The 14,724-nt window shown below is 68.3% G+C and carries 15 protein-coding genes; 8 read left to right on the forward strand and 7 right to left on the reverse strand.

Annotated elements, in window-relative coordinates:
- Positions 1–48: 48 nt before the first annotated feature.
- Positions 49–1,053, reverse strand: a complete 1,005-nt coding sequence (gene cyoA / locus RALTA_RS26335) for a ubiquinol oxidase subunit II (RefSeq protein ID WP_157877260.1) — start codon at positions 1,051–1,053, stop codon at positions 49–51.
- Between the two features lie 164 nt (positions 1,054–1,217).
- On the opposite strand from cyoA, the gene RALTA_RS26340 reads away from it, so the two are divergent.
- The 3 genes from RALTA_RS26340 (at position 1,218) to fabG (ending at position 4,734) form a co-directional block, all read left to right on the forward strand.
- Entirely contained in the window at positions 1,218–2,534 is a 1,317-nt protein-coding gene (locus RALTA_RS26340) for an MFS transporter (RefSeq protein ID WP_012357026.1), read from the forward strand.
- A 144-nt stretch (positions 2,535–2,678) separates the two neighbouring features.
- Entirely contained in the window at positions 2,679–3,908 is a 1,230-nt protein-coding gene (locus RALTA_RS26345) for an NAD(P)/FAD-dependent oxidoreductase (RefSeq protein ID WP_012357027.1), read from the forward strand.
- 94 nt (positions 3,909–4,002) lie between these two features.
- A complete protein-coding gene (gene fabG, locus RALTA_RS26350) occupies positions 4,003–4,734 on the forward strand; it encodes a 3-oxoacyl-ACP reductase FabG (RefSeq protein ID WP_012357028.1) in 732 nt (243 codons plus the stop codon).
- An 80-nt stretch (positions 4,735–4,814) separates the two neighbouring features.
- Here fabG and RALTA_RS26355 read toward each other — a convergent pair whose 3' ends face one another.
- The 5 genes from RALTA_RS26355 to RALTA_RS26375 all read right to left on the reverse strand — a co-directional run bounded on the left by RALTA_RS26355 (position 4,815) and on the right by RALTA_RS26375 (position 8,310).
- Positions 4,815–5,468, reverse strand: a complete 654-nt coding sequence (locus tag RALTA_RS26355) for a glutathione S-transferase family protein (RefSeq protein WP_012357029.1) — start codon at positions 5,466–5,468, stop codon at positions 4,815–4,817.
- 51 nt (positions 5,469–5,519) lie between these two features.
- Positions 5,520–6,476, reverse strand: coding sequence for a prolyl aminopeptidase (gene pip / locus RALTA_RS26360; protein ID WP_012357030.1), 957 nt, complete (start codon positions 6,474–6,476; stop codon positions 5,520–5,522).
- A gap of 69 nt (positions 6,477–6,545) precedes the next feature.
- Positions 6,546–7,094 (reverse strand): MOSC domain-containing protein, encoded by a 549-nt coding sequence (locus RALTA_RS26365; protein ID WP_041232666.1) that lies wholly within the window; start codon positions 7,092–7,094, stop codon positions 6,546–6,548.
- Positions 7,091–7,378, reverse strand: coding sequence for a type II toxin-antitoxin system HicB family antitoxin (locus RALTA_RS26370; protein WP_081479525.1), 288 nt, complete (start codon positions 7,376–7,378; stop codon positions 7,091–7,093). The genes RALTA_RS26365 and RALTA_RS26370 overlap by 4 nt, the downstream gene beginning before the upstream one ends.
- A 44-nt stretch (positions 7,379–7,422) precedes the next feature.
- On the reverse strand, positions 7,423–8,310 hold the full coding sequence (locus RALTA_RS26375) for a LysR substrate-binding domain-containing protein (protein ID WP_012357033.1): 888 nt from the start codon (positions 8,308–8,310) through the stop codon (positions 7,423–7,425).
- Between the two features lie 153 nt (positions 8,311–8,463).
- Here RALTA_RS26375 and RALTA_RS26380 point away from each other — a divergent pair, with 153 nt between their 5' ends.
- Positions 8,464–8,862, forward strand: a complete 399-nt coding sequence (locus RALTA_RS26380; RefSeq protein ID WP_012357034.1) for a RidA family protein — start codon at positions 8,464–8,466, stop codon at positions 8,860–8,862.
- Positions 8,859–9,989, forward strand: a complete 1,131-nt coding sequence (locus RALTA_RS26385) for an oxidoreductase (protein WP_012357035.1) — start codon at positions 8,859–8,861, stop codon at positions 9,987–9,989. Before RALTA_RS26380 ends, RALTA_RS26385 begins: the two co-directional genes overlap by 4 nt.
- Before the next feature lie 12 nt (positions 9,990–10,001).
- Here the strand turns inward: RALTA_RS26385 and RALTA_RS26390 are convergent, their stop codons facing one another.
- Positions 10,002–11,000 (reverse strand): AraC family transcriptional regulator, encoded by a 999-nt coding sequence (locus RALTA_RS26390; protein ID WP_012357036.1) that lies wholly within the window; start codon positions 10,998–11,000, stop codon positions 10,002–10,004.
- Between the two features lie 203 nt (positions 11,001–11,203).
- On the opposite strand from RALTA_RS26390, the gene RALTA_RS26395 reads away from it, so the two are divergent.
- The 3 genes from RALTA_RS26395 to RALTA_RS26405 are packed head-to-tail and all read left to right on the forward strand — an operon-like array spanning position 11,204 to position 14,719.
- On the forward strand, positions 11,204–12,184 hold the full coding sequence (locus tag RALTA_RS26395) for a quinone oxidoreductase family protein (RefSeq protein WP_012357037.1): 981 nt from the start codon (positions 11,204–11,206) through the stop codon (positions 12,182–12,184).
- A 24-nt stretch (positions 12,185–12,208) separates the two neighbouring features.
- A complete protein-coding gene (locus tag RALTA_RS26400) occupies positions 12,209–13,057 on the forward strand; it encodes a TauD/TfdA dioxygenase family protein (RefSeq protein WP_012357038.1) in 849 nt (282 codons plus the stop codon).
- 15 nt (positions 13,058–13,072) lie between these two features.
- Positions 13,073–14,719 (forward strand): fatty acid--CoA ligase, encoded by a 1,647-nt coding sequence (locus RALTA_RS26405; protein ID WP_012357039.1) that lies wholly within the window; start codon positions 13,073–13,075, stop codon positions 14,717–14,719.
- Positions 14,720–14,724 lie beyond the last annotated feature (5 nt).

Here is a 14,724-nt window from a genome sequence, read left to right on the forward strand (position 1 = left end):
ACAGTCTTGCGCACGCTCCTGCGCAGCGCCTGCCACCGACGCGGGGCGCTAGCGCAGCACCTCGCCGGGAGCGGACGCGCCGGTCCCGAACAGGGGCTCGCCCAGCGTGTTGCTGGCGGTGCAGACGGCTGCGCCCATGCCCACGGCGCGCTGCGCATCGCGCGCCATCAGGTCCTTCTGGCAGACCTGCCCGGCCTGCACGCAACGGTTCACGATGGCGTCGAACAGGTTCGCGTCGACGCTGCCGTAGCGCCGCACCGGCTCGCGCTCGCTGGGCTGCGCCAGCTGCGTGTAGGCAGCACGGCTCAACGGCGAACCGGCGGCCTGGACGGTCTGCACCCAGCGGCCGAATTCGTCCTCGCTCAGGCCATGGAAGCGGAAGCGCATGTGCGAAAAGCCCGCGCCGCTGTAGTTGGCGGAAAAGCCCTCATAGACGCCCGGGCGGTTGACCACCGCATGCAGGCGGGTTTCCATGCCGGGCATGGCATAGACCTGCCCGGCCAGGGCCGGAATGAAGAAGGAGTTCATCACGGTGGAGGCCGTGATCTTGAAGCGGATCGGCCGGTCGACCGGCGCGGCCAGTTCGTTGACGGTGGCGATGCCCTGCTCCGGGTAGACGAACAGCCACTTCCAGTCCAGCGCCACCACCTCCACCGTCAGCGGTTGCGTGCCCGGCGGCAGCGGGCGGCTGTCGTCGAGCCGGGTCAGCGGCTGGTACGGGTCGAGCTTGTGGGTGCTGACCCAGGTGATGGCGCCCAGCGCGATGATGATCAGCAGCGGCGCCGACCAGATCAGCAGCTCCAGCACCGTGGAATGGTCCCAGTCGGGGTTGTAGTGCGCATCCCGGTTGGCGGCGCGGTAGCGCCACGCGAACACCAGCGTCAGCACGATCACCGGCACGATGATCAGCAGCATCAGGCCCGTGGAAATGATGATCAGGTCACGTTGCCGCACGGCCAGGTCGCCGGCCGGCGACAGCAGCACGGCGTTGCAGCCGCCCAGCCACAGCAGGACTGGCAGCAGCAACCAGCGGATCGGGCGGTGCATGGACATTGTCTGACCGGAAGATCGCATAGCTTTCGGGCCCGCGCCATTTGTACGCCGCGGCGCAAGTGACTTAGACTGGTCTGAGCAACTATGGCAGTGTAGGCGCTCAAGTGCCATTCTTCATGGTGCAATTTGCAGTGCCCTCGCTCACAGACACGGGAGGTATGCCGATGACCACCGCGACCCACCAGCACCGGGCGTCTCCTACAGCACCTCCCGCGCCCGGCGCCGCGCATATCGCGCCCGCGGAAATCGCCACCGGCGTGGTCATCGGCCGCGCCTCGGAGTACTTCGATTTCTTCGTCTACGGCATCGCCTCGGTGCTGGTGTTTCCGGCGGTCTATTTTCCGTTCGCCGACCGGCTCGACGCGCTGCTCTACGCCTTCGCCATCTTCGCGCTGGCCTTTATCGGCCGGCCCTTCGGCACGGCGCTGTTCATGGGCATCCAGCGCCGCTGGGGCCGTGGCGTCAAGCTGACCGCGTCGCTGTTCCTGCTGGGCACCGCCACCGTCGGCATCGCCTTCCTGCCGGGATATGCCGCGCTCGGCCCGGCCGCGATCGTGCTGCTGGCGGTGTTCCGAACGCTGCAGGGCGTGGCCTTCGGCGGCTCGTGGGACGGGCTGCCGTCGCTGCTGGCGCTGAACGCGCCCGCGCAGCGGCGCGGCTGGTACGCGATGCTGGGGCAGCTGGGCGCGCCCACCGGCTTTATCGTTGCCGGGTCGCTGTTCCTGTTCCTCAACCTCAGCCTGGAGCCGCGCGAGTTCCTGGCCTGGGGCTGGCGTTATCCGTTCTACGTCGCGTTCGCGATCAACGTGGTGGCGCTGTTCGCGCGGCTGCGCCTGGTGGTGACGCACGAATACACGCAGCTGCTGGACGAGGACGAGCTCGAGCCCATCAGCACCACCGAGATCGTCAGGAAGCAGGGCTACAACCTGCTGCTGGGCGCCTTCGCCGCGCTGGCGAGCTTCGCGCTGTTCCACCTGGTGACGGTGTTTCCGCTGTCCTGGGTCGCGCTCAATGGCTCGCAGCCGGTCACCGACGTGCTGGCGGTGCAGATCGCCGGCGCCTTCATCGGCATCCTCGGCACCATCGCCTCGGGCGTGATCGCCGACCGCATCGGGCGGCGCACCACGCTGGCGCTGATGGCCATCCTGATCGGCATCTTCAGCCTGTTCGCGCCCTGGCTGATGGGCGGCGGCCCGCTGGCACAGGACCTGTTCATCCTGCTCGGCTTCGCCCTGCTGGGCTTGTCCTACGGCCAGGCGGCCGGGGCCGTGACCTCGAACTTCGAGCGGCGCTTCCGCTACACCGGCGCGGCCCTGACCACCGACATGGCGTGGCTGTTCGGCGCGGGCTTCGCGCCGCTGGTGGCGCTGGGGCTATCGGCGGAATTCGGCCTGGCCGCGGTGAGCGGCTACCTGCTTTCCGGAGTCGCCTGCACGCTGCTGGCGCTGCGGATCAATCGGGCGTTGGGGACGCATGTCTGACGGGTGCAGCGCGCCTGCGCTGCTATCGCCGCAAGTCGCGCACAGTGCCCGGAGGCCGGTTTTGCCGGTGCACGGCAGCGTTCTGAGTACAATTGACGCCCGCCAAAATCCCGTCGCTCCGGAGTGATTCCGGAGCCGAAGCTTATGAAAACGGAAACCACGGACGTCGTCATCATCGGCGCCGGGCCTGCGGGCTCTGTCGCAGCCGGCCTGCTGCGCAAGCACGGCATTCCGGTGCTGGTGATCGAGAAAGAGACCTTCCCGCGCTTCTCCATCGGCGAAAGCCTGCTGCCGCAGAGCATGGCCTATATCGAGGAAGCCGGCATGCTGCGCGCGGTTGTGGAAGCCGGCTTCCAGTACAAGAACGGCGCCGCGTTCGCACGCGGCACGCAGCGCACCGCATTCGACTTCCGCCAGAAGTACTCGCCCGGCTGGGGCACCACCTACCAGGTACAGCGCGCCCAGTTCGACCACGTGCTGATCCGCGAGGCCGAGCGCCAGGGTGCCGAGGTGCGTTTCGCTCATCTGGTGGAGAACGTCGATGTCAGCGGCCCGCAGCCGGAAGTCACCGTGCGCGCGCCGGACGGCAGCCAGTACACGGTGCGCGCGAAGTTCCTGCTCGATGCCTCCGGCTTCGGCCGCATCCTGCCGCGCCTGCTGCAGCTGGAAACGCCGTCGGGCTTTCCGGTGCGCAGCGCGATCTTCACGCATGTGGAAGACCGCATCCCGACTGGCACCTTCGACCGCAACAAGATCCTGATCAGCGTGCATCCGCGGCACCAGGACGTCTGGTACTGGACCATCCCGTTTTCCGACGGGCGCTGCTCGCAGGGCGTGGTGGCCGAGAAGGCGTTCCTGGACCGCTACAGCGGCACCGAGACCGAACGGCTGCAGGCACTGGTCGCCGAGGAGCCGGGCCTGGCCACGTTGCTGGCCGACGCGCAATGGGACACGCCGGCGCGACAGATCGCCGGTTACTCGGCCAACGTGAAGTCGCTGTGGGGCAACGGCTATGCGCTGCTCGGCAATGCCGGCGAGTTCCTCGACCCGGTATTCTCGTCCGGCGTGACCATCGCCTTCAAGTCGGCCAGCCTGGCGGCGCAGTGCCTGGTGCGCCAGCTGCGTGGGGACACGGTGGACTGGGAGCAAGACTTCGCGCGGCCGCTCAAGGCCGGCGTCGACTGCTTCCGCGTCTTTGTCGAAGCCTGGTATGAAGGGCGTTTCCAGAAGCTGATCTTCCATCCCAACGCCACCTCCGAAATCCGCGACATGATCTCGGCGATCCTGGCCGGCTACGCGTGGGACCGCGACAACCCCTTCGTCACCGAACCGCGCCGGCGGCTGGCGGTGCTGGAAGAATTCTGCAGGGTCTGATGCGCCGCGCCAGCTCGTACGCGCGCGGCCATCGCGCCAACCACACCGCACGCCAGCCTGCCGCGGCGCAGGCGGCTCTGCAAGGACAACAGTCATGAGCCATCCGACCGTGCTGGTCACGGGTTCGTCCCGCGGCATCGGCCGCGCCATAGCCCTGCGCCTGGCGCGCGACGGCTACGACGTGGTGGTGCACTGCCGCGCGCGCCGCGACGAGGCCGACTCGGTCGCCGACGCCGTGCGCGCGTGCGGACGCAAGTCGCGCGTGCTGTGCTTCGATGTGTCCCGCCGCGAAGACGCCGCCAGCGCGCTGCTGACCGATATCGCCGCGCATGGCTGCTACTACGGCGTGGTGTGCAACGCCGGCCTGGCGCGCGACGCGGCGTTCCCCGCCATGACCGGCGCCGAGTGGGACGAGGTGGTGCACACCAACCTCGACGCCTTCTACAACGTGCTCAACCCGGTGGTGATGCCGATGGTGCAGCGCCGCCAGCCGGGCCGCATCGTCACGCTGTCGTCGGTGTCGGGTCTGGTGGGCAACCGCGGCCAGGCCAACTACAGCGCGGCCAAGGCCGGCATCATCGGCGCCACCAAGGCGCTGGCGATCGAGCTGGCGAAGCGCGCCATCACCGTCAATTGCGTCGCGCCGGGCCTGATCGACACCGACATGATCGAGCCGCACGTGCGCGACGAAGCGCTGCGCCTGATCCCTGCGCGGCGCATGGGCACGCCCGAGGAAGTTGCCGCCACGGTGGCCTTCCTGCTGTCGCCGGACGCGGGCTATATCACGCGCCAGGTGATCTCGGTCAACGGGGGCATGTTCGGCTGACCTGCGGGACCCATCCCGGCGGGCCAGTCCGTGGCAAGCGATGCGATCGCACTCGCGACGCGCCCCCCTGCCCTTGCCGGTCAGTCGCGGTCCGGCGCGCCCGGCGGGAACAGCGGGCGATAGGGCCGTGCCTCTTCCACCGCGCGCGCGAACGACGGCCGCGCCAGCAGCCGCTTGCGATAGGCGCGCACGTTGCCGCATGACTCCGGAATCGGCTGCACCCAGTCCGCATAGAACAGCGATGGCGCCGCGGCGCAATCCGCCAGCGTGAAGGCATCGCCCGCGGCCCATTGCCGCGTCGCCAGTTCGGTCTCGAGCCACGCATAGGCAGAGTCCAGCAGCTTGCGGTACTCGGCCACGCCATAGGGATCGCGATTGGCTTCGGGGCGCAGGTAGTCGGCCACGATGCGCTGCATCGGCGTCATCACGTACTGGTCGAAGAAGCGGTCGAGCAGGCGCACCTTCAGTGCGGCGTCCGGCGACTCCGGGAGCCAGCGCACCGGGCCGCGGTGATGCTGGTCCAGGTACTCGATGATGATGCTCGACTCGTACACCGCGCGGCCGTCATCGACCAGCATCGGCATGCGCCGCAGCGGCCAGCGCCTGCCGAGTTCGTCCATGTGCTGCGCGTGGTCGGGCGACAGCATGCGGAATTCGAAGGGGATTGCATTCTCGTACAAGGCCACGAGGACCTTCTGGCAATAGGACGAAAACGGGTGCGCGTACAGCTCCATCGTGATCTCCAGTGGTGTGGGTGGGTATGGCCAGGAAGCTTCGACGCGCGGCTAGCGCTGCGCGGCGAAGCGATCGGTTGCGGCAAGCAGCTGGTCCATGATGCCCGGCTCGGTCCATGCATGGCCGGCGCCTTCGACCAGGTGGAACTCCGCCTGCGGCCACGCCTGGTGCAGCGCGTAGGCATAGCGCGCCGGGCACGGCATGTCATAGCGGCCATGCACGATCACGCCGGGGATATCGGCCAGCTTGTGCGCGTCGCGCAGCAGCTGTCCCTCCTCCAGCCAGCAACGGTGCGTGAAGTAGTGGTTCTCCAGGCGGGCGAAGGCCAGGGCGAAGTGCCCGTCGTCATGCTTGGCGCTATTGCCTGCGTCCGGCAGCAAGGTAATGGTCTCGCCTTCCCACACGCTCCAGGCGCGTGCCGCCTCCACCTGCTTGTCAGGGTCGGGGCCGGTCAGCAGCTTGCGGTAGGCCGCCATCATGTTGCCGCGCTCTGCTTCCGGCACCGGTGCCTGGAAACGCGCCCACTTGTCGGGGAACATCTCGGACACGCCGTACTGGTAGTACCAGTCCAGCTCCGCCTGCGACACCGTGTAGATGCCGCGCAGCACCAGCTCGCTCACCCGCTGCGGGTGCTTTTGCGCATAGGCCAGCGCCAGCGTCGAGCCCCACGAGCCACCGAACACCAGCCAGCGCTCCACGCCCGCCAGCACCCGCAGCCGCTCGATATCGTCGACCAGGTGCCAGGTGGTGTTCGCCTCCAGCCCCGCATGCGGGGTCGAGCGCCCGCAGCCGCGCTGGTCGAACAGCAGCACGTCATAGCGGGCCGGATCGAACAGCCGCCGGTGATCGGGCGAAATCCCGCCCCCGGGCCCGCCATGCAGGAACACTGCCGGCTTGGCGCCGGGCGTGCCCACGCGCTCGTAGTAGACGACATGCCCGTCGCCGACATCCAGCGTGCCGGTTTCGTAGGGCTCCAGTTCGGGGTACAGGGTGCGCAGGGCGGGCATGGGCGGGGTTTCCGGATTCGGGAGGCACAGTGTACGCCGGCCGCGTCGCGTGGCGCACCCGATCGGCCGTTAGACTCGATCGAGCAAGCGATGTGGCAGCGCCGGCAAGCTGACCGAAATGGCATCGCCCGCCCGCACCACGCCGCTCGCGATCACGACGCCCATGACGCCGGCCTTGCGGACCAGCGTGCCGTCAGCCGTCCGGTTCAACACCTGCGCCAGAAGGCCGGGCCGGAACGCTTCGATCTGCCCACACGGGTTGCGCAAGCCGGTCAGTTCGACCACGGCGCTGGACCCAAGCCGCAACTGCGTGCCGACGGGCAGCGCGTGCAGGTCCAGCCCCTGCGTCGTGATGTTCTCGCCGAGGTCGGCGGGGCGGATGTCAAAGCCGGCGCGCGCAAGCGCTGCGTGGAGTTCCGTGCCAATAAGGTGGACCTGTCGCAGGTTGGGCTGGTTCGGATCAATTCGCACGCGCGAGCGGTGCTTGACGGTCTGGCCGGCATGCGCGTCGCCTTCGACGCCAAGGCGTTCAAGCAGCCGGATCTCGGCGCGCAAAAGCTTGGAAAATTCGTGCGTGCCCGCGGCAGCCACGGCGAGAACGGTTGGGGATGTGCTCAATCGATGCTCCCGCGCGACCGGTCGATATCGACCAGTAGCCAGAAGCCGCCCTCGTACTGACGGCTCTCAACCCACCGTTGCAGGTCGGAAGGCCCAGGCATCGGCTCGCCATCAGCGAAGTGCGCTTCGGCGACCTCTTGGACCTTGCCCGGGATCTCGGACCAATCGTCGGCTGCGGAGAAACAGCCCGGGAAATCCGGCACGGTGATGCCGTGCGCGTGCGTCGCATCACCGGGCTCGATATGTACGGGATATAGCATGGGCAATCCAATGGCAATACGCATGCAAGACTGGTTCAACGTTGTGTCACTGTACCGCAGACCACGCCCTAACCTGCAAACACTCCCCTCACCCAATCCCGCAGCAGCCGCGTAGCCGGACGCTCCGCCGCCCGCTCGCTGTAGACCAGGTCATAGCGGAAGCTCTCCAGCGCCAGGTCAAAGGGCTGCACCAGCGCGCCGGACGCCAGTTCTTCGGCCACCAGCGTCAGGCTGAGCAGGCCTACGCCCTGTCCGGCGATAGTGGCCTGCACGGCGTGGATCTCGTCGGTAAAGCGCAGGCCGGCCTGTGGATCGGCCACCTCGACGCCGGCCTGCGCCAGCCATCGGTGCCATACCGGCGCGCGCGGGTCATCGCGCGCAGCGGCGCCCCATTCGAAGTGGATCAGCGTGGCGTGCTTCAGGTCCTGCATGGATGCCAGTTTCAGGGCGGGGCTGCAAACCGGCGCAAAGCGGTCGCGGAACAGCGACTCGACCAATAGGCCCGGATAGCTACCGCTGCCGTAACGGATGGCCGCGTCCGCATCATGGTCCAGGTCGACGATCTGGTCCGACGCATCGAGCCGCAGGGTCCAGTCGGGATGCGCGGCACGGAACCTTCCGGCGAGCGGTGCGAGCCGCCTGGCCATGAACGCGACGGTCGACGTCAGCGTGGCCACCTGCGGGCGGCCGCTGCGCTGCACCGCCTGCACGGCGCGCTCCATGCCATCGAGGCCGTCGCGCACCGCGGGGAACAGCTGATGCCCGGCCGCCGTCAGCCGCACCTTGCGGGTCTGGCGCTCGAACAGCCGCACGCCCAGGCTCTCTTCCAGCGCGCGGATCTGGTGGCTGATGGCTGTCGGCGTGACGTGCAGTTCGTCGGCGGCGTGCTTGAAGCTGGCGCGGCGGGCGGCGGCTTCGAAGGCGCGCAGCGCGCCGAGGGGCGGCAGTTTGCGCAAGGTCTCTCCATGGATGAGTTTTCCTCAGGTATCGACTGAAAAGCGACCATTTGTCGCGGCCGATACCGGCTCCGATACTTGGCATGTCGGCTGACCCGAAGACGATCGGCCGAAGACAAGGTGAATTTTACTAAATCATTACCGGAGTCAGCGATGCACCTCGAACAAGTCCGCACCCAGCCCGATCCCTATGCCCCCTACCTGCTGTCGCAAGCCATCCGGGCCGGCAACCTGCTCTTCGTGTCCGGCCAGGCCGGGGTTGGCGACGACGGCGCCATCGTCGGCCGCGGCGACTTCGACGCGCAGGCCGAGCAGGCATTCAGCAACCTCAGGCGCGCCCTGCAGGCCGGAGGCTCGGGGCTGGACCGCGTGGCCAAGGTCACGATCTTCCTGACGTCGATGGAATTCTTCCCGAAGATCGTCGCGCTGCGCCGCAAGTGGTTTTCCGCCCCCTATCCGGCCGATACCATCGTCGAGGTCTCTGCCCTGTATTCGCCGGACGCGATGATCGAGATCGAAGCCATCGCGCTGGCCACGGAGGGCGCGCAATGACCACGCCAGCCGCCCTCTCGCTGTTCGATACGCCGGCGTTGAACGGCGTGCCGTTGCGCAACCGCCTGGTGGTGGCGCCGATGACGCGCATCAGCGCCACTGACGCCGGCGTCCCCACCGAAGCGATGCGCCGCTACTACGAGGGCTTTGCCCGCGGCGGCTTTGGCCTGATCGTCAGCGAGGGCATCTATACCGACCGCGCCCATGCGCAGGGCTATGCCGGCCAGCCGGGACTGACCGACGCGCAGCAGGCGCAGGGCTGGCGCGGGATCGTGGACGCGGTCCACGCGGCCGGCGGGCGCATGATCGCGCAGCTGATGCATGCGGGGGCGCTGTCGCAGGCCAACCGCTTCCGCGCCGATACGGTCGGCCCTTCTGCCGTGCAGCCCAGGGGCCGGCAGCTTGTCGCGTATGGCGGCACGGGCACCTTCCGGATACCGCGTGCGATGGCCGAGGCAGAGATCCTGCAGGCCATCGATGGCTTTGCACAAGCGGCGCGGCTGGCCCGCGAGACCGGCTTCGACGGCGTGGAAATCCACGGCGCCAACGGCTACCTGCTCGACCAGTTCCTCAACGGCCATACCAACCAGCGCCAGGACGCCTGGGGCGGCGGCATCGCGCAGCGCATGCGCCTGCTGCTGGAAACGATCCGCGCGGTACGCGCGGCGGTGGGGCGCGATGTCATCGTCGGCGTGCGCATCTCGCAGGCCAAGGTCAATGACTTCACCTACCAGTGGCCCGAAGGCACAGAGGGCGCAGCCGCGGTGTTTGCCGGCATTGCGGCAAGCGGCGTCGACTATCTTCATGTGACGGAGCACGAAGCCTGGCAGCCTGCCTTCGCCGGCGGCGATGCGTCGCTGGTGCAGCACGCCCGGCGCGCGGCGCCGGGGCTGGCCATCGTCGCCAACGGCAGCCTCGCGGAGCCGGTGCGCGCGGCCGGCATGCTGGAACAAGGGGCGACGCTGGTCGCGCTCGGACGCGGGGCGCTGGCGAATCCGGACTGGCCCATGCGGGTGCGCGCGGGACAACCGGTGCGGCCGTTCGATGCCGCGGTGCTGGCGCCGCTGGCCGGCATCAAGGACGCGGAACTCGCGCTGCGCGAAGCGGCGGCAGAGTTGGCGGGCTGATGCCTTGCCGCCTTACTGCCCTGCGCGATCCCTGCGCCAGTTGCCCGGCGCGGTGCCGAACTGGGCCGAGAACCAGCGCGTGAAGGCGCTGGCCGAGCCGTAGCCGAGCAGCTGCGACACGCGCAGCAGCGAATAGCGCGGGTTCTCGACATAGCGTCGCGCCAGCTCGCGCCGCACGTCGTTGAGAATGCCGGTGAAGGTCTCGCCCGCGTCGTCGAGCTGGCGTTGCATGGTGCGCAGGCTCAGGCCCAGGCCCTCGGCCACGGCCTCGCAGGTGGCACGGCCCATCGGCAGCATCAGGTAGATGGCGGCGCGCACTTCGTGGCCGATCGACTGGGGATGGGCGCGCGGCAAGGTATCGATGAACTGCTGCGCATAACGCGCCATGACGGGATCCGCACCCGGGTTGGGGGCGTCGAGGTCGGCGGCGCGGCAGACGATGCCATTGCAGTCCGCATTGAATTCCAGCGGGCAGCCGAACAGCCGCCGATGAACGCGCAGGTCGGCCGGCGCCGCATGCGTGAAGCTCACGGCAATCGGCTGCCAGCGCGGCCCCAGCAGCAACGCGCACATGCGGAACACGACGCCGATGGCCAGCTCCGTAGCCTGCCGCGAGGGCGCGTCGCTCAGCACCTCCTGGCGGATCACCACCGCGCTGCCGGCATCTTCGAGCAGCAGCGCCACGGAATCATTGACCAGGTGACGATAGCGGATGGTGGTGGCCAGCGCGGCGCGCAGCGTGGGCTGCTGGCTGATCAGCAGGCTCATCACGCCAAAGTCCGACAGCTGGCGCGACTCCGCCATGCGCAGCCCGAACGTCATGCAGCCCGCGGCCTGCGCGGCGGCTTCCAGCAGCGCCACGCAGGCGCCGAGCGGCACCCGCTGGTCGGGGTCGTCGAGCCACGCGCGGCGCAACCGTGCCTGGCGCAGCAGCGGCTGCGGGTCCAGGCCGAGGTCGCGCGATACCTCCAGGAAGTTGGTCAGTGCGGCGGCACGTATAAGCGTTTCCAAGCCGTTCTTGCCTTGCGATGCGTTGCGATGTCCTGCGCCGTTGCGGGGGTCTGCCGGCCCGCCGCAGCAGGATCATAGGCCTCCTGGCATGAAATGCAAAGTCAGCGGTAGCCAATGCAAAGCCGGACCGCGCCGCGTTCCCTACAGTGGCAGGCATGTGCAGTGCATCCCTGCACCAACGCAAATTCCAGGAGTCCAGAATCATGGCAAATGTTGTCCGCATGTACCAGACCGGCGGCCCGGAGGTCCTGCGCTACGAACACACGGAAGTCGGCGAGCCCGGACCGGGACAGGTCCGTATCCGTCACGTGGCGGTGGGGCTGAACTACGCCGATACCTATTTCCGCAACGGCACCTATCCCGTGCCGCTGCCCAGCGGCATGGGCGTCGAAGCCGCCGGCGTGGTGGTGTCGGTGGGCGCGGGCGTGACCAACGTGGCGCCGGGCGACCGCGTCACCTACACCGGCTTCGTCAACACGCTGGGCGCGTACAGCACCGAGCGCCTGGTACCCGCCGCGCCGCTGATCCGCCTGCCCGACAGCATCGCCTTTGAAACCGCGGCGGCAATGACCATGCGCGGGCTGACCTCGGCTTACCTGATGCGCCGCATCCATCCGTTCCAGGCGGGCGACACCATCCTGCTGCACGCCGCCGCGGGCGGGGTCGGGCTGATCGTGTCGCAATGGGCCAAGCTGCTGGGCCTGACCGTGATCGGCACGGTGTCGACCGAGGCCAAGGCCGAGTTGGCGCGCGCACACGGCTGCGACCACATCATCTACTACACCCGCGAGGACGTGGCCAAACGCGTGCGCGAGCTGACCGACGGCGTGGGCGTGTCGGTCGTGTTCGACAGCGTCGGCAAGACCACTTTCATGGGATCGCTGGATTCGCTGCGCCGCCGCGGCACCATGGTGTGCGTGGGCACCGCCTCGGGCCCGGTGCCGCCGTTCGACCCCGCGCTGCTGGCGATGAAGGGCTCACTGTTCCTGACCCGGCCCGCGCTGGCCGACTATATCGCCGATCCCGCGGAAAAACAGGCACTGGCCGACGAGGTCTTCGGCCACGTCGCCGCGGGCCGCATCCACATCGGCATCAACCAGCGCTATGCGCTGGAAGACGCGGTCCAGGCGCACCAGGACCTGGAAGCGCGCCGCACCACCGGATCATCGATCTTCGTCATCTGAACACAAACCATGAGGAGACAACCCATGCATGCGGAACCGCTGACCTGCACCATCGGCGCCGAACTGACCGGCGTCAGCCTGGCCGATGCCTCGCGCGACGCCGGGCTGTTCGCTGAAATCAAGGCGCTGCTGCTGCAGTACAAGGTCTTGTTCCTGCGCGACCAGGACATCACCCGCGCCGAACACGTCGCCTTTGCCCGCCAGTTCGGCGAGCTGGAAGACCACCCGGTGGTGGGCAGCGACCCGGAACACCCGGGGCTGGTGCAGATCTACAAGTCGCCCGACAGCAAGGTCGAGCACTACGAGAACGCATTCCATTGCGATGCCACCTGGCGCCAGGCGCCGCCGATGGGCTGCGTGCTGCGCTGCGTCGAAACGCCGGCGGTGGGCGGCGACACCATCTGGGTCAACATGGGCGAAGCCTACCGGCGCCTGCCGCAGGACATCAAGGCGCGCATCGAAGGGCTGCGCGCCAAGCACAGCATCGAACACACCTTCGGCGCCAACATGGCACCGGAGAAGCGCGCGGCGCTGGCGGCGCAATTTCCGATGGTCGAGCACCCGGTGGTGCGCACGCATCCGGAAACGGGCGAGAAGATCCTGTTCGTCAACGCCTTCACCTCGCACTTCGCCAACTACCACCGCGGCGACGTGATCCGCTTCGGCAAGGACTTCATGCCCGGCGCCGGCGACCTGCTGCACTACCTGTGCGCGCAGGCCGAGATCCCGGAGTACCAGGTGCGCTGGCGCTGGAAAAAGCACAGCGTGGCGATCTGGGACAACCGCTGCACGCAACACTACGCGGTGCAGGACTATGCGCCCACGGTACGCAAGATGGAGCGTGCCGGCATCATCGGCGACGTGCCGTTCTGACTGAGAGAGACACCCATGCAACCACACCTTGTGCTTGCGGCCCCGCAGGCCTATGCCTATCCCCTGCTGGTCCGGCAATTGCTGCTCAATTCGCTGTCGCTGTACGGCGACCAGCAGATCACGTACCGCGGAGAGCTGCGCCACAGCTATCGCGACTTCCGCCAGCGCGTTGGCCGGCTGGCTTCCGCGCTGACTGCGCAGGGCGTCACGCACGGGACCACCGTGGCGGTGATGGACTGGGACAGCCATCGCTACCTGGAATGCTATTTCGGCGTGCCGATGATGGGCGCGACGCTGTTCACGGTCAACGTGCGGCTGTCGGCGCAGCAGATCCTGTACACGCTGAACGATTCCGGCGCCGAGGTGGTGCTGCTCCACCCGGACTTCGTGCCGGTGATGGAAGAGATCCGTGCCGAGCTGACCAGCGTGCGCAGCTTCGTCCTGCTGGCCGACGGCCAGCCGATGCCGCCGACCTCGCTGCCGTTTTGCGGGGAGTACGAGACGCTGCTGCAAGCGGCCTCGCCCGACTTCGACTTCCCCGAGTTCGACGAGAACACCCGCGCCGCCACCTTCTACACCACCGGCACCACCGGCGACCCCAAGGGCGTGTGCTACAGCCATCGCGACATCGTGCTGCACGCGCTGGCCTCGGCCACCAGCCTGTGCGCGCCGCGCGAAGGGCAGCGCCTGCACCGGGAAGACGTTTACATGCCGATCACGCCGATGTTCCACGTGCTGGCCTGGGGCATCCCCTATGTCGCGGTCATGCTCGGGCTGCGCATCGTGCTGCCGGGGCGTTACGCGCCGGACGTCTTGCTGCGGTTGCGCGAGACCGAACGGGTCACGTTCTCGCACTGCGTGCCGACCTTGCTGCAGATGCTGCTGCAGGCAGCGCAGGCAAGCGGCCAGGACTTGTCGGGCTGGAAGCTGATCATCGGCGGCTCGGCGCTGCCGCCGGCGTTGTGCGAGGCCGCGCTCGAGCGCGGCATGGATGTGTTTGCCGGCTATGGCATGTCGGAGACCGGCCCCATCGTCGCGCTGGCGCAGTTGCCCCCGGTGCATGCCAATGCCGATCGCGAGACCGAGGTGCGTATGCGCTGCTCGACGGGCCGTCCGGTGGCCATGGTGGACTTCCGCCTGGTGGACGAATCCATGCAGGACGTGCCGCGCGACGGCAGCGCGCGCGGCGAGATCGTGCTGCGCGCGCCGTTCCTGACCCGCGCCTACCACGGCAAACCCGAGGCATCGGCCGAGCTGTGGGCCGGCGGCTACCTGCATACGCAGGACATCGCGGTGATGGGCGCCGACGGTTTCGTGCAGATCGTCGACCGGATCAAGGACGTGATCAAGACCGGCGGCGAATGGGTCTCGTCGATCGAGGTCGAAGGCCTGGTCACGCAGGTGCCGGGCGTGCAGGAGTGCGCGGTCATCGGCGTGCCGGACGCCCGCTGGGGCGAGCGGCCCGTGGCGTACGTGGTGCGCAGGCCTGGCGCCACGGTCACCGCGGAAGCGATTCGCGCGTCGCTGCTGGCGCGCGTCGAGGCCAACCGGCTCAGCAAGTATGCGGTGCCGGAATCCGAGCGCATCCTGTTTGTCGACGAGATCCCGAAGACCAGCGTCGGCAAGATCGACAAGAAGCGCTTGCGCGCCACCGGGGCCTGAACGGG

Origin of the sequence: Cupriavidus taiwanensis LMG 19424 (genome assembly GCF_000069785.1) — a bacterium.
Taxonomy (GTDB): Bacteria; Pseudomonadota; Gammaproteobacteria; order Burkholderiales; family Burkholderiaceae; genus Cupriavidus; species Cupriavidus taiwanensis.

Excerpts from the sequence above, each read along its gene's own strand:
- cyoA (WP_157877260.1), bottom strand. The coding sequence starts at position 1,053 with ATGTCCATGCACCGCCCGATCCGCTGGTTGCTGCTGCCAGTCCTGCTG.
- RALTA_RS26340 (WP_012357026.1), top strand. The coding sequence starts at position 1,218 with ATGACCACCGCGACCCACCAGCACCGGGCGTCTCCTACAGCACCTCCC.
- RALTA_RS26345 (WP_012357027.1), top strand. The coding sequence starts at position 2,679 with ATGAAAACGGAAACCACGGACGTCGTCATCATCGGCGCCGGGCCTGCG.
- fabG (WP_012357028.1), top strand. The coding sequence starts at position 4,003 with ATGAGCCATCCGACCGTGCTGGTCACGGGTTCGTCCCGCGGCATCGGC.
- RALTA_RS26355 (WP_012357029.1), bottom strand. The coding sequence starts at position 5,468 with ATGGAGCTGTACGCGCACCCGTTTTCGTCCTATTGCCAGAAGGTCCTC.
- pip (WP_012357030.1), bottom strand. The coding sequence starts at position 6,476 with ATGCCCGCCCTGCGCACCCTGTACCCCGAACTGGAGCCCTACGAAACC.
- RALTA_RS26370 (WP_081479525.1), bottom strand. The coding sequence starts at position 7,378 with ATGCGTATTGCCATTGGATTGCCCATGCTATATCCCGTACATATCGAG.
- RALTA_RS26380 (WP_012357034.1), top strand. The coding sequence starts at position 8,464 with ATGCACCTCGAACAAGTCCGCACCCAGCCCGATCCCTATGCCCCCTAC.
- RALTA_RS26385 (WP_012357035.1), top strand. The coding sequence starts at position 8,859 with ATGACCACGCCAGCCGCCCTCTCGCTGTTCGATACGCCGGCGTTGAAC.
- RALTA_RS26395 (WP_012357037.1), top strand. The coding sequence starts at position 11,204 with ATGGCAAATGTTGTCCGCATGTACCAGACCGGCGGCCCGGAGGTCCTG.
- RALTA_RS26400 (WP_012357038.1), top strand. The coding sequence starts at position 12,209 with ATGCATGCGGAACCGCTGACCTGCACCATCGGCGCCGAACTGACCGGC.
- RALTA_RS26405 (WP_012357039.1), top strand. The coding sequence starts at position 13,073 with ATGCAACCACACCTTGTGCTTGCGGCCCCGCAGGCCTATGCCTATCCC.